This is a genomic window from Accumulibacter sp. (assembly GCF_029255285.1).
Lineage (GTDB): Bacteria > Pseudomonadota > Gammaproteobacteria > Burkholderiales > Rhodocyclaceae > Accumulibacter.
The window spans coordinates 18,645-32,715 of the sequence record NZ_JAPUVI010000035.1 but is presented as its reverse complement, the minus strand read 5'-3'; the positions used below and the strand labels follow the sequence as shown (position 1 = coordinate 32,715).

Below are 14,071 nucleotides of genomic sequence, written 5' to 3'. Positions count from 1 at the left end.
GCGGTCGTTCCTTGCGCGGTGGCGTGAAACGGCCGGGATCGAACTTGAGCAACAGATGCCGCAAGCCGATCAAGCGCTTGCCATTGGCGTGCAGGAACCCGAAGTGGCGGGCGCGCCGAAACCCCCCTTCTGTGTCAGACTAGTTGTCGCCTCGCTAGGATCCGAAACAGAGGGCGATAGGGAGAAGATACGGATGGCGAGATACGGACAAGCGATGAAGGATCGTGTTCTGGGGAGGCTGCTGCCGCCGGAGAGCACGGCGATCGAAGAGGTGTCGCGAGAGGTTGGAATTTCGGTGGACACGCTCGAGCGTTGGCGGGCAGAGGCGCTGTCCAGGCCCGCTCGCGCGCGGGCCTGGACAGCGGCGGCGCGGCGGCAGGCGGTGATTGCGACAGCGGCGATGGACGAGGCGCCGTGCCGCGCCTGGTGCCGGGCCCCCTGTGTCAGACTAGTTGCCGCCTCGATAGGATCTGAACCCTGGGGGTGGGGGCGCTGGACGCTTACGAAGGGGGTTCTTCTTTCTTCTTATTAGGGAAATCGCCATGATCGACACTCATTCACACGCTCAACCGTCTGACCACGATCACAAAAAAACCTTGCCCGAAGCGATGAAGAAGGCCAAAGGCGAAGTCGCCGGTACGCACATCCTCGGTATTATCGCCGCATTCTATGATCTCAGAGTCCTCCCGCAGGGTGGACTAAAACTGGATATCGCCGATATCGATCCGGAAAAGTGGTATCCCTATTCCATGTGGGTGGATATCCTGCAAACCATCGAGCGAGCGATCCCGGGGGCTCCCAGTCTGCTATTTCGTGGTGGCATTAACTTCCTGCGCATCTGGTACGAACAAGGTCCGGGAAAAAAAATGATTCACTCGACCATGGACTGGCTGCGCTTGAACAAGCATAGCGAAGGCTACAATTCGGTGATGCGCGGTGGCTCACCGGAAGAAATTGGTTACAGCGCTACCTTGCTCCTCGACGAGGAAGCTGGAATTCTCGTCCAGGAAAATGTATCGCCACAGTCCCCCGATTTCGTCAAGGGGATATTCTATGGCGGATGTCTCATTTTTGACGACATGGAGTTCTTCGATATCGAAGAATCTCACGATATCTACGCCCCTAACCCGCTGTTTTTGCGAGTCATCCTTACGATCCGGTTTCGCAAGAAAAACAAAGAACGCTACATCGATTTGGAACGACGCATCGCTGGTCTTCAGCCCGGAGAAAGGTTGGCCTTGTCCGACGAAGAGACGCAAAGTCTGATTTGGCGTTACAAAAACCTCCAATTCAAGAGCCGATTGGATAACGCTTACTACCAGGATATCAACGTCGTGTTGGCGGATGCGATCACCGAAAGCCAGCGGATTTCGAAGGAACTTGAAACCGCCAAAAATGCCGCCGAAGCCGCCAACAAGGCCAAGTCCGTATTCCTTGCCAACATGTCGCACGAACTGCGCACGCCTTTGAACGCCATCCTCGGCTTCTCTGAACTGCTGCGCCGCAGCCCGGGCTTGTCCGATTCTCAGAAAACGAACCTGGCCGTCATCCACAAGAGCGGCGACCACCTGCTCGGCCTCATCAATGACGTGCTCGATCTCGCGAAGATCGAGGCCGGGCGGGTCGAGATCGAGCGAGCGCCTTTCGACTTGGCCAACATGGTCGCCGACATCGTGGACATGATGCGCCTCCGCGCTCTGGAGAAAGGCCTGCAATTGCAGTTCGATCAAGCCACCGAGGTTCCCCGCCACGTCATCGACGACCAGGCCAAGCTACGCCAGATTCTCCTCAACCTGCTCTCGAACGCCGTAAAGGCCACCGAGCGTGGCAGCATTGCCTTGCGCCTGAGCGTCACCCCTGGTCCTGCCGAGCGTTTGATCCTCGAGGTGCAGGATACGGGCATCGGTATTGCTCCGGAAGATCAGGATAGGATTTTCGAAGCGTTCGTCCAGTCCGGTACTTCGGGGAAATGGCAGGGCACCGGCTTGGGCTTGGCCATTACCCGGCAGTTCATCGCGCTGATGGGAGGGCGGCTGACTCTAGCCAGTGAAGTCGGCAAAGGCAGCGTCTTCCGGGTGGATCTGCCGTTGCAACAGGCGCGGCCGGAGAACCTGCCCGAAACGGCGCCCGTACGCGGCGAGGTGATTGGTCTGGAGGCAGGGCAGCCGGAGTTTCAGGTGCTGGTAGTCGACGACAACCGGGAGAACCGGCTCCTGCTCAAGCAATTGCTGGAGGGTGTCGGCTATGCTGTGCGAGAGGCCGAAAACGGTGCCGAAGGGGTGTCGTGCTTCCAGGAGTGGAATCCCCACTTCATCTGGATGGACCGGCGAATGCCGGTGATGGACGGGTTGGAAGCCACTCGGCAGATTCGCATGCTGCCGGGCGGCGATACGGTGATAATCGCCGCGGTCACCGCCTCCTCATTCAAGCAGGACGACGCGATCCTGCTTGCGTCGGGGTTCGACGCTATCGTCCACAAGCCTTTCCGGTCCGCGGATATCCACGAGTGCATGGAGTCACTGCTGCGAGTAAGACTCGTCCGTGCCGCGCCGGAAGCGGTCGAAGACACGCACCGACTGACGCCGCAATCCCTCGCCGTCCTGCCCGAACCCCTGCGCCAAGCGCTTGCCAAGGCGATCACCCATCTCGACCTCGACAGCACCAGGGAGGTACTGACGGAGATCGGCGAGTCGCATCCCATCTTGGCCGCTACGCTCGGCCATCTGGCGGACAATTACGACTACCAATCCATCCTGGACGCGCTAGAGCATACGCCGGCGGCGACAGCGAAGTCGTGAACCATTCTGCGAAACACGGAGCATGAAATGAACTCAGATCATCCGTTGGTCGCTTACACCTTAGCGCCATGGTCAGCGGCTTCGCTTTGCCCGTTTCCCTCCTTGGCGGCGCGTCGTTTCGCGCGGCGCTCGCTCGGGGAAGCCGCCTTGCCAACGGCAGCCGCTCGCCCCAGGGTCCCGCCGTCACCTGCGTGGCTTCGCTCCGGTCAACCCCCTGGTAGGCCGCGCCCTGGCCACTCCCAGGACGTTGCCAATCACGACTTGGCGCTACCGCTTGGCGCATGTCAGGACTGCCGTCAGCCGAGTCGTCCAGCACCGCTTTCTGCGCGGGAAGCGACGCCAGCCGCTTCGGCAACGCGCCGAAACTCCTCGCGCAGCCGCACTTCCGGCAGCCGTTTGCCGATCAGCACGATGCGCGAGCGGCGCGCCTCCCCGGGCACCCAGACGGCACCGTAATCGAAGCCGGCGACGCGCTGGACACCCTGAAAAATCAGCTTCCTGTCTTCGTCCGGGACCGCCAGGATGCCCTTGTAGCGCAGCAACTGGTCGCCCAGTTCGTCGATCAGCGACTGCACGAACGCAGCGATTCCGTCGAGATCGACTTCCCCGGCTTCGAGCAGGAAGGACGAGATTTCGTCATCGTGCGCCGGTCGGCGCGACCAGCGCACGCCAGCCGGGCCGGCCACCGGTATGAAACGGGCAGGAGATGGGATGCCGACATCGGCGGCGAGCAGCGAGGCATCGAGCTTGAAGCCGCCGATGCCGAGCAGCGAACCGGGTTCGGCGCGACCCTGTTGGAGTGACTGCTGGGGTGCGCGCGGGTTGATGCCGCGCAGACGCTCCGACAGATCGACAATCGTGGCCGGATCTACCAGATCGCACTTGGCGAGCAGCAGTCGGTCCGCGAAGCCGACCTGGCGCTGGACGACGAGATGTTGATCGAGCTGTTGGCCGGCGTGCAGCGCATCGACGACGACGACGATGCCGTCAAGCATGAAGTCGTCGCGTAGTTCGGGCGCGGCGAAGAAAGTCTGGGCAACGGCGCCGGGGTCGGCAAGCCCGGTTGTCTCGACGATGATCCAGTCGAAAGCCAGTCTGCCCGAAGCGCGTTGCGCGGCCAGATCCTGCAGGCCACGCACCAGGTCGGCGTTGACCGTGCAGCACACACAACCGTTGGTCAGCTCGATGATGCCGCCCTGGCTGCGCGAAACGAGCTGGCTGTCGATGTTGACGGCGCCGAACTCGTTTTCCACGACGGCGAAACGCCGGCCGTCGGCATGATCGAGCAATGCGTTGAGAACCGTGGTCTTGCCGGCGCCGAGAAAGCCGGAAAGCAGAGTGACGGGGAGCGGTGCGGCGAGGGTTGGGTTCATGAGTGTTCGATACACAAGAGAAAGCGAAAAAGAGGCAGGTAGTGCCTGGCGCCTCCCCTTCGTGGGACAAGCCGACAGACCTTGCGGCCGGATCAACAACAGCCGCCGGAACGCCCGGAGCCATACTTCGCTTCCTGGCGATTGCGGAAAAACTCCGTTTCGCTCATCACCGGCAGGTCGGGATGCGTCGCTCGCATGTGGGCGACATAGGTGCCGTAATCGGGCAGGCCGACCATCAATCTGGCGGCCTGCCCGAGATACGTGCCGAACTTCGAAAGGTCGTTGAACAAGGGGGTCACACCTTGGTACTGGGAATGGCCTCGTACGGCATCTCGCAACTCGTGATCCGGTCTTCGCGCCAGGCTTTCAGGCACGCGATGATGGTGTACAAGAGCATGCTGACGACGACGAAGATGAAGAAGGTCGCGAGCATGGCGTCCAGATGGTTGTTGAAAACGATCTGCTGCATCTGTTCTACGCTCTTCGCCGGCGCGAGAAGCTCGCCCCTGTCGAGCGCGGCCTGGAACTTGTCGGCCAGCGCCAGAAAGCCGATCTTCGGGTTGGCGTGGAAGACCTTCTGCCACCCGGCCGTCAGCGTACACACCAACAGCCAGGCCGCCGGCACGATGGTCACCCAGGCGTGCTTCTGCCGCTTCATCTTGAACAGCACGACAGTGCATAGCATCAGCGCCACGCCAGCCAACATCTGGTTGGAGATGCCGAACAGCGGCCACAGGCTGTTGATGCCGCCGAGCGGGTCGACGACGCCCTGGTAGAGGATGTAGCCCCAGGCGGCGACGCACAGAGCGGTAGCCGTCAGGTTGGACGGCCAGGAGTTGATCCGCCTGAAGGCCGGAACGAAGGTGCCCAGAAGATCCTGCAGCATGAAGCGTCCGGCCCGCGTCCCGGCGTCGCAGGCGGTGAGGATGAACAGCGCCTCGAAGAGAATCGCGAAGTGGTACCAGAAGGCCATCATCGCCTGCCCGCCGAAGACCTGCGAAAAGATCTGGGCCATTCCCACGGCCAGCGTCGGCGCGCCGCCGGCGCGCGAGAGGATGCTGTTCTCGCCGACATCCCTGGCGGTCTGCGTCAGCACGTCCGGAGTGATCACGAAGCCCCACTGCGAAATCACCTGGGCCGCGCCTTCGACGGTCTTGCCGATGATCGCGGGGGGGCTGTTCATCGCGAAGTAGACGCCTGGATCGATGACCGAAGCGGCGACGATCGCCATGATCGCCACGAAGGACTCCATCAGCATACCGCCGTAGCCGATCATGCGCGCGTTCTGCTCGTTGTCGAGCAGCTTGGGTGTCGTGCCCGACGAGATCAGCGCATGGAAGCCCGAAACCGCACCACAGGCGATGGTGATGAAGATGAACGGAAACAGGCTTCCCGACCATGCCGGCCCGGTGCCGTCGACGAACTGGGTGACGGCCGGCATGCGCAGGTTCGGTGCGACATACACCAGGCACAGCGCCAGACCGACGATGGTGCCGATCTTCAGGAAGGTCGACAGGTAGTCGCGCGGGGCGAGCAGCAGCCATACCGGCAATACCGAGGCGACAAAGCCGTAGATGATCAGCATCCAGGTCAGTTGCTTGCCGTCGAAGGTGAATAGCGGCGCCCAGGTGGCGCTCTCCGCGACCTGACCGCCGGCGATGATCGCCGCGATCAGCAGCACGAAGCCGACGATCGAAATTTCGCCGACGCGTCCAGGACGGATGAAGCGGTTATAGACGCCCATGAACATGGCGATCGGAATCGTCGCGGCGACGGTGAAAGTTCCCCACGGACTTTCGGCCAGCGCCTTGACGACGATCAGCGCCAGCACGGCGAGGATGATCACCATGATCATGAAGGTGCCGAACAGGGCGATGATTCCCGGCACGAAACCGAGTTCGGATTTGACGAGGTCGCCGAGCGAACGTCCGTCACGACGCGTCGAGACGAAGAGGACCATGAAGTCCTGCACGGCGCCAGCGAGAACTACGCCGACGATGATCCACAGCGTACCCGGCAGGTAGCCCATCTGCGCGGCCAGCACCGGGCCGACCAGCGGACCGGCGCCGGCGATGGCCGCGAAGTGGTGACCGAACAGGATGTACTTGTTGGTCGGCACGTAGTCGAGGCCGTCGTTGTGGCGAACGGCCGGCGTCGCGCGCGTCGGGTCGAGTCGCATCACCTTGTCGGCGATGAACAGACTGTAGTAGCGGTAAGCGACGAGATAGATGGAAACGGCCGCGGTGACTATCCACAGGGCATTGATGGTTTCGCCCCGCGATAGCGCCACGGTGCCGAGGGAGAATACCCCGACCGCCGTCAAGAGCCACCAGATGGCATGTTTGGAAACGATGTTCACGACCCCTCCAGGAGTGAGTTGCCTCATGGCGGCCAACCGCGGCTTCTCGCAAAGTCGCTATGGCCGTCTCGGAAAAACCGGTCGCCGAGACTGGGAAACGTCCCCCCGACCAGGCACTGGCAGGAGGTGAGATTTGGCAGTGGCAACTCCCGACGCGGTGCGCCACGAAATCTAGCTCCGATAAAGGTCACCCGGCGTGTTATCTGGCGAGCGGTCGGCAGGCGGATTGAACGGCGCTCTGGGCACGGCGAATGGCGTCGCTCTTCCTACCCGCGAGGCGCTGGTTCCCGGCCTGGCTTCGGCTGGCCAGGGCATGATTCCTCAGGTGATCGCATTGGCGAATCTTCGTCGCGTGTCAAGGCCGGCGACTGACCGGCAGGAGCCTCCCCTTGTGCGCGATGTCCCTGTCCCTGAGACGGTCAAAAAACCGCGCTGGGTAACGCGTTCGGGATTGACCGGGACCAACTCCTTGCCGAGAACGGAACGCCTTCTGTTTTTTCAAACTGAAAGCCGCCTATAACTCGGCAATATCGCCAACCACCGGTCTTGCCCTAGCTGCGATGTTTTCCCGTATTCAGACGCGTTATTTCCGCAGCCTCAAGACAGTCGATCAGGCCCTGGCACCGATGCAGGCGCTGGTCGGGCCAAACGCGAGTGGCAAAACGACCTTCCTCGATGTCATCGATCAGCAGAAACGGGTATACCGAGTGCATTTTGTCAACTATTTGGCGGTCGCGCGTCAGGCAGGCAAATTATGCCGATCGCGTTGTGTATGACGGAATGGCTTGAACCACACGGCGCTCACCCGGCGCAGGCGGCACGCTGGCTGCCGGCGAGCCCGTCGTCGCGGATTCAGGAACCGTAGATCTGGAACGCTGCCCAGAAGAAGGGATGGGAATACTCGGAGTTGGTACCGGACTTCCCCTGACTTCCAGCCCCCCCCGAGACTTCCAGTTTCGCCGCCCGCAGCGCCTCCGGACGGTTGAGCCCCTGCTTTAGATAACGGTAGAAGGCGACCATTAGCCTTTCGGTGGCCAGCGAGTCGACGGACCACAAGGAAACCACCGTCGAGCGTCCGCCCGCCGCCAGAAAGCTGCGGCTCATTCCCATCACTCCCTCGCCGGTGAAGTATTCCCCGGCACCGGTCTTGCATGCCGACAGCACGACCAGTTCGGCGTCAAGCTTCAGTTCCGCCACCTCGCTGGCCATCAACAGGCCGTCTTCTTCGCGTTCCTCTCCGAGTACCAGGGCGGCCTCGTCGACCCCGGGCACTTCCCCTCCGATAATGCCGTGGGTCGCGAAGTGGAGGTAACGGTACGGCCGCAGGTCGAGTCGCTTGACTCGCGATTCCCTCGCCTCGGAACCGACCAGAAGGCGCGGCTCGCCGCTCCCCACCAACTTGCCTGCCGCCTGCACTTCGCGCCGCGTTTCCGGCAGGGGAGTGAAGTACGCCAGGTAGCGGTTGCCCCGCGACAGTGCTTTCATGTCCTCTTGCGTCAGCCCAGGCGCCTGGGGCGACTTCGTGTAGATCGGATCGGCGATCCCGAGGAATCTCCCGCCGGCCACGCTGTGGCGCGACGCACCCCGCTGCAGGACACGCAGCGACGGCGCCAGGCGGACAATGCGGTCCGCCAGCAGGGGCCGGTAGCTGCCCTGGTCGAGGCTGAGCAGGTCAAAGGGTAACGCATTGATGACGCCATCAGGGAGGACAACGATACGCTTGCCGTGGGCGAGAAGCTCCGTCACCGGGGCGAGGAGGACCCGGCTGAGGTCCGCCAATCGGCGCTGCAGGGCGACGGCATCGCTGTCGGAATCGGACAGATCCTTCGCCAGATCGAGAACCTGGCGGCGGAATGCAGGTCCGTCGTAGGGGATCACGATGCTCAGTTGTCGATTGCGGGTAAACGCCAGAATGACGATTTCCTTGTCCATGAGCGTATAGGCCAGTACCGCCTCGTCGGCATCCAGCGCCGCACGAAACTGGTTCGCGCGTTGCGGCGTGAAGTCGACTCCCTCCTGGATCAGATCCCCCAACTGCCGGCCGCGAACCCGTTCGCTGGCTGCCAGCGCCTGATCGAAGACAGCCGCCTGTCCCGACCGGGCGTGCTCCCGCGCCAAGACGCGAATCAGCCCCCAATAGGGCAGTCGCACCGCCGACCGGAAGAAAGCCGCCCGCTCTGCGACACTGAAGCTTTCGCGCCCACCTTCGTACTCCCGGACCGCCACACCGTAGGATTCCGCCGCCTTCTCGCTCTCGCCCATGCGTTCGTACGCTTCCCCGAGCAAACGGTGCTGGCTGGGTAGGCCACTCTTCCAGCCGAAACGCGCGGCGGTCTCGAACAGCGCCAGGAATCCGGCGATCGCCTTCCGGTCGTCGCCGGCGTAATACTCCACTGCCGCGGAACGCGACTGGAGGTCGAGCTCGATCTGCTGCGCCATCTCGCCGGACAGGCGCGACTTCTCACTCGCCCAAGCCGTTCGGGCTCGGTCGGTCAGTTGTCGCGCCCGGAGAATATCTCCGGCACGAGCGAAGGACTCGGCGCCGAGCAGGTAGCTCAGGGTCTGGCTGCCGAAATAGACAGCGGAGATCCGTTCGTACAGGGTCCACACCCTGGCGACCTGATCGGCCGAACCAGGCTTCGCAATGTCGTCCAGGTGTTTCTCCAGCAGTTTGCCGTAACCGAGCCAGCGGCCGGGGTCGGACGGGCGCTCACCGACCCGGAAGTAGTTCCCCGCCTGCGCCAGAGCCTGTTCACGGAAATGTCTCGCCGGAACCAGCTGACCCGCATCCTGGTAGATCGTCGCCAAGGTGTCGTAGGCACTAATCTGCTGGTAGGTATTCTCCGTCCCCAGCCAATAGTCCAGATCCTCCCTCGCCAATTGCAGGGCTCGCCCCGGCCGTCCAATCTTCGTGCAGTAGAGGGTGTACACCTTGCGCACCTGCGCCCTCTGTAGCGGACTGTTGGCCGCGTAGGCGAGGGCCTCGGCAAAAAAGCGGTCTGCGTCCCCGGTTTCCTGAGCCGTGGCGCCGAATTGGCGCACATGATCACCGAGAATACCGATGGCGATGAGGCGAAGATTCATCAGATGGGCGGGCTCGCGCGTCGCCGGAGCGGCGATTTCCTCCCGCACCGCGACCAGTGCCGCCTTCCAATCCTGGCGACCCATGGCATCCCGAATCGCCATCAGCCGCACTTCCTCTCCTGCGCCAAGGACAGGTGGCGGCGCAAACGTGCACAGGAGGGCGATGATCAACAGCGGACCGCAGGCCGCCGCCCCGAGCTTGCTCATCATCGGTCGTCCCTTTGCGTCGTCAGATCGGCGTACAGACTCATCGTCGCCATTCTATAATCAGTCGGCGATACGTCATTATGACTTACGGGAGGCAAGATGCTTCGGGTGCGAACAGGATCAGTCGTCGCGACGGCAGCGGGACTGGTATTGGCGTTGGCTTCGGTGGCCAGCTTGGGCGATCAATCCTTCGTCTCTCTGGAGAAGACGTTTGCCCTGACGGTGCCGGACAACTGGCAAGTCGGAGCGCCTACTCCCGATAAAGTCCTGACTTTCCAGGGGCGCAAGGGAGAACTTCTGTTCGTGCGCTACTTCGCCGGCGTCACCGAAACGGAGGATGTCTATTACCCCATGCTGAACCTCCTGAAAGTCGCGATGCCCGACGCTCAACCCGCGGCTCGGGAAACGGAGAGTAACCGGGACGGCATCCGTCGCCGGTTCGGTATTTACACGGGACATCTTTCCAGCCAGAACATCGGTGCGAGTGGCATGTGCGCCGTGGTCATGCTGAACGAGGGGGGACTTGGACTGGTTTCCTACGCCACCGGAGTGAGTCCCGAATACATGCGGGAGAGGTTTGCCGAATTCGAGCGCATCTTCTTCAGTGTGCGTACGCCACAAGCTGCCGAGTCTGGAACGCTGACGATGCCGTCGGCGTCCTCGATGGCTGCGCCGGGTGCCGTCCGGACCACGGCGGCGCCGACTTTCGACCTCGGTGCCGCCTGGGCGCCGATACCGGGCCAGCAGACGTCGACCCGGCCCGTGGCAGGCGTCTACTCGGCGGCCTCCTTAGGCGGCTCGTCCCTGATCGTCCTTTCCTCCGACGGTCTGGCGCTTGACCATGCCCAGATGCGTGAAATCGCCGACAAGACAGTCAAGGGCTCTCTGCAACAGGCACGATCGATCAGCAGCGAACCCGGCCTGAAGACCACGGCTGGCAAACCCATCGAGTTCAACATCTACGAGGGTTTCGTCATCGTTGGAGAAAGTGTTCCCATGCGAGCCATCTCGGCGCTGGCCGAGGGTGGGAGCGGCTTTATTGCCCTGATTTCCATTGTGCCGCCGAACGGCTTGGCGGCGACGCGGGAGGAAATCGCCCGCATGGCGGCCAGCATACGGTGAATGGGAGTCGGGATCGGCTCGGTTGCATCCCGCATCGACCGCCCTCATCAGGGTAGGAGACACGACTTCGAGTACCGACGAAATTCTGCTCCTTCACCGACGAGGAGCGCAACGCCCCAGCCGTGACCCGACAGCGGTAGTGCCTGGACGCGTGCGACACCGCTCGGCGTGAATCAATACCTGCCAGGGAGGCACCATGTTCGACCTGTTCAAAAAGAAGCGACCCAGGATCACGACGCGCGATCTGTTGTTCGGCGACCTGCCTGCCTCCGAATGGCCGAGTGAGGATGGCCAACAGGCCACTACCGAACCATGGGCTTCCTTCGTAGCTGCCAGGAAGCATGGGCAGGCGGGAAAGACCGATCTGGCGGTGGCGGAACTGGAGAGGATAGCCGCCACGCCTTCGCTCGAATCACGCCACTACTTGCAGGCATGGCATTTCCTTCGTCTCTTGAAGGTCAAGCCGCCCGCTGACAAGGCGAAAGTCGTTCATGGTGTGGTGGTCGAGGTCGGCTTGCCGGGAGGGGCGGATATCGTCGCCGCGTATGCCGACGGCACAGCCCGGTATCTGCACCACACCGGTGCGGGCGTATTCTGGGAACGCCCCGATTCGTCGCTGGACGCTGAGATTCAGGCCTTGTTGACCGCGGGTCATGAGGTGGCATCGAGGATCGGCCCTTGGGAACAGGCGCGGCCGGAGGCCCCGACCAACGGCAACGTGCGCCTGAACATGCTGACGCCTAGTGGTCTCCACTTCGGATACGGCAGTTTCGAGGCACTTTCCAAGGATCCGATGGGCAAGGCGATCATCGATCCGGCGACGCAATTGATGGTGCGTCTGACCGAATTGAGGAAGACAGTGCGGATGTGAACCCGATCGTTCATTGGGCAGCCGCAGCGGGCGACTTCGTTGCACGTCGCATGAGCGAACGATAGACGCCTCGGGCAAGACTGGTGTGCGCCGCGTTGCTGATGGCCTGCCGTGTCGGTGCGCCGATGGGCAATGATGCCAGTGCCCGGACGTTCTTCGGCGTTCGCCTTGGCGAAGCGTTGGAACGCCAGCTCGCGCAATGTCCCTCGGGCGACACACAGTGGACGAATGCGGACAAGCCGTGCTGGCGGCGCGTCTCCCGCCACACGCAGAGCGTCGCGTTACCGAGCGCGCTGCAGGCGGTGGCGCCGACGCTCGTCGTGCGCACCGTTACTCAGGCCGAGGCTCGTATCTTCGAGGTTGAAGTCGAATTCAGGTCCGAGGAAGCAAGGAGTGTCGAACGGCATCTGCGCGCCCAATTCGGCAAGCCGGCCGAGGTCCTAGTCTAGGAACGGCACAGCCGCGTTGGCGGCCTCTCCAAACACCGATCGTATTCCTGAAAGGCCGGCGGCATAACCGTTTGCCACAACCGCAGCACCAGGATGGCCATGGATCGCCGCGGTGGCCGACAAAGCCGCCGCAGCGAACCATGATGCAAGCGCTCCCCGACGAGCCCGGTCGGATCGTCTTCGTGCGGCCTTTACCAGACGATGCGCTGATCGAACTGGTAGTCCGGTGCCGGTTGAGCTGGCGGGTCGAACTTGCCGTGCTCGGCATCGATGATCTCCCACAGCGGGCCACGCGACACAGGAGCGCTGCCTCTGCCTGCTCCTCGCTGTCGGAAGACGCGCCTGGGGCGGTGACTTGCACGGCGACCGGCTCAGTCTCCGTCTCAGCCGCTGTAACAAGCGGCGCGGTCGGACTCTCTGGCACGCTGACAAGCGCAGTGACCTGTGCGCGTAGCGGTGCGTTGGGCGCCAGTACGCCGTAGTAGCGATGCCGATGACGGCCCGGGGGCGGCATCAGCGCCGCCAGACGCACGATCAGGTCGAGCGACGTGAGCAATAAGTTCACGGGCGTCTCGAGACCGACCGTTACGAATCAACCGCTTATATGTGGTCCGTTCAAGCAGTTGAGCTGTGGCATTGGTAGGCTGTGGAAACATCAACGCCAGTCAAGCGGGCGCGAAATGCCTTCAGGTTGCTAGCTGGCCGGCCGCTTTCGGCCATCAACGGCCACTGGAGTTTGCCATCGCCAAGTCAACTATAGACTGATTGCCTACCAATGACCTTTTCATGCTCAATGGCGGTTCCACCCACATTCAAGTCACTCAGCCCTGGATGGCCAGTCAAACTCCCCTACCCTGGGAGGCGGGAGGCGGGGATTATTGCTTGACTGCCTTGATATCCCCCGGTGCGCGCAATCCCAGCGTATAGCCCATCGAGACGTGGTGGAAACGCCATACTGTCTTGTCGGTATGAATCGCCACACCGAAAGGAATGGTCTGGCCTGGCATAAACTTAAGGTCACCCTCACCGCCACTCAATTTGCGCGTGAAAGTGACGGTGTAGATACCGTCCTTGACCTCGCCTTCGGCCTTGACGAGTGCCTTGCCGCCCTTGTTGACCCGCTCGGCGGCAACGTGGCCATCGACCTGTGTGGCACCATTTCCAGCCTCACCACTCTTCCACTGGATGTAGTCGTAGAACACGCCGCCGGCCAGATCACCGTGCTCAACGAACTTCTTTTTCTTGGGGTCGGCACCCGGCATGGAGCGGACGTCGTTATGGCAGGCCAGCCAGCAGCCCTGCTGATCTGCGTGCTCAATCTGGGGACTGGCGAACATGATGGCGACTTTCACATCGTGCTTCGGCGATGCCTCTTCCCTGGGAGCGTTGGCGGCCGCATCGGCCGGTGCCCTGAAGGTGAGACGCATGTATAGATTGGTATCGTCAAAGGTGGCCTGAATGGAGACGGGGAAAATCATGGTCTTGGGCGCACCAACGGGTTCCAGCTCCATGCTGGCAAGCTTTTTCATGTCAAGGTCCAGCAGACCTGTCTTGCCCTCGTGGCAAGCAATGCAACTGTCGCCCTTGGTCAAACCTACCCGACCGCTATGACTGGACTTCTTCATTGTCCACTCGTGCGATGCCACACCCGGATGGAATACCTGAATATCGCGCTTGGACACCGTGCTCCAATCCGGTGCGGCAAACGTATTGATGGAAAATGTCAGGGCTGCGGCAGAAAGGGCAATGACAGACGATTTCATGGAAATGCTCCTGTGGTTGGACTGTGGATGGCATCGGGGCAGACC

General features: G+C 62.2%; 9 protein-coding genes and 2 pseudogenes. 5 read left to right on the top strand and 6 right to left on the bottom strand.

The features are described from left to right. Positions 1-193 precede the first annotated feature (193 nt). Positions 194-433, top strand: a pseudogene (locus tag Q1M07_RS05545) (IS3 family transposase); the annotation flags it as partial. A gap of 109 nt (positions 434-542) precedes the next feature. Next, on the top strand, positions 543-2,798 hold the full coding sequence (locus Q1M07_RS05540) for an ATP-binding protein (RefSeq protein ID WP_300451834.1): 2,256 nt from the start codon (positions 543-545) through the stop codon (positions 2,796-2,798). A gap of 296 nt (positions 2,799-3,094) precedes the next feature. Here Q1M07_RS05540 and Q1M07_RS05535 read toward each other — a convergent pair whose 3' ends face one another. The 4 genes from Q1M07_RS05535 to Q1M07_RS05520 all read right to left on the bottom strand — a co-directional run bounded on the left by Q1M07_RS05535 (position 3,095) and on the right by Q1M07_RS05520 (position 9,824). Continuing rightward, positions 3,095-4,171, bottom strand: coding sequence for a GTP-binding protein (locus Q1M07_RS05535; protein WP_300451831.1), 1,077 nt, complete (start codon positions 4,169-4,171; stop codon positions 3,095-3,097). 92 nt (positions 4,172-4,263) lie between these two features. After that, a complete protein-coding gene (locus Q1M07_RS05530) occupies positions 4,264-4,461 on the bottom strand; it encodes a YbdD/YjiX family protein (RefSeq protein ID WP_300451828.1) in 198 nt (65 codons plus the stop codon). Positions 4,462-4,466: 5 nt separating this feature from the next. Beyond that, positions 4,467-6,530, bottom strand: coding sequence for a carbon starvation CstA family protein (locus Q1M07_RS05525; protein WP_300451825.1), 2,064 nt, complete (start codon positions 6,528-6,530; stop codon positions 4,467-4,469). A gap of 852 nt (positions 6,531-7,382) precedes the next feature. Then, positions 7,383-9,824, bottom strand: coding sequence for a CHAT domain-containing protein (locus tag Q1M07_RS05520; RefSeq protein ID WP_300451822.1), 2,442 nt, complete (start codon positions 9,822-9,824; stop codon positions 7,383-7,385). A gap of 171 nt (positions 9,825-9,995) precedes the next feature. On the opposite strand from Q1M07_RS05520, the gene Q1M07_RS05515 reads away from it, so the two are divergent. From Q1M07_RS05515 to Q1M07_RS05505, 3 genes are all read left to right on the top strand, one after another. Continuing rightward, positions 9,996-10,943, top strand: coding sequence for a hypothetical protein (locus Q1M07_RS05515; protein ID WP_300451818.1), 948 nt, complete (start codon positions 9,996-9,998; stop codon positions 10,941-10,943). Positions 10,944-11,190: 247 nt separating this feature from the next. Next, positions 11,191-11,814, top strand: a complete 624-nt coding sequence (locus Q1M07_RS05510; protein ID WP_300451815.1) for a hypothetical protein — start codon at positions 11,191-11,193, stop codon at positions 11,812-11,814. A 95-nt stretch (positions 11,815-11,909) separates the two neighbouring features. Beyond that, positions 11,910-12,263, top strand: a complete 354-nt coding sequence (locus tag Q1M07_RS05505) for a hypothetical protein (RefSeq protein ID WP_300451841.1) — start codon at positions 11,910-11,912, stop codon at positions 12,261-12,263. Positions 12,264-12,693: 430 nt separating this feature from the next. On the opposite strand, the pseudogene Q1M07_RS05500 reads toward Q1M07_RS05505, so the two are convergent. Both Q1M07_RS05500 and Q1M07_RS05495 read right to left on the bottom strand, forming a co-directional pair. Continuing rightward, a pseudogene (locus Q1M07_RS05500) lies at positions 12,694-12,822 on the bottom strand (transposase); the annotation flags it as partial. A gap of 316 nt (positions 12,823-13,138) precedes the next feature. Next, a complete protein-coding gene (locus Q1M07_RS05495; protein ID WP_300451813.1) occupies positions 13,139-14,026 on the bottom strand; it encodes an ethylbenzene dehydrogenase-related protein in 888 nt (295 codons plus the stop codon). Positions 14,027-14,071: the final 45 nt, after the last annotated feature.

Excerpts from the sequence above, each read along its gene's own strand:
- Q1M07_RS05540 (WP_300451834.1), top strand. The coding sequence starts at position 543 with ATGATCGACACTCATTCACACGCTCAACCGTCTGACCACGATCACAAA.
- Q1M07_RS05535 (WP_300451831.1), bottom strand. The coding sequence starts at position 4,171 with ATGAACCCAACCCTCGCCGCACCGCTCCCCGTCACTCTGCTTTCCGGC.
- Q1M07_RS05520 (WP_300451822.1), bottom strand. The coding sequence starts at position 9,824 with ATGATGAGCAAGCTCGGGGCGGCGGCCTGCGGTCCGCTGTTGATCATC.
- Q1M07_RS05495 (WP_300451813.1), bottom strand. The coding sequence starts at position 14,026 with ATGAAATCGTCTGTCATTGCCCTTTCTGCCGCAGCCCTGACATTTTCC.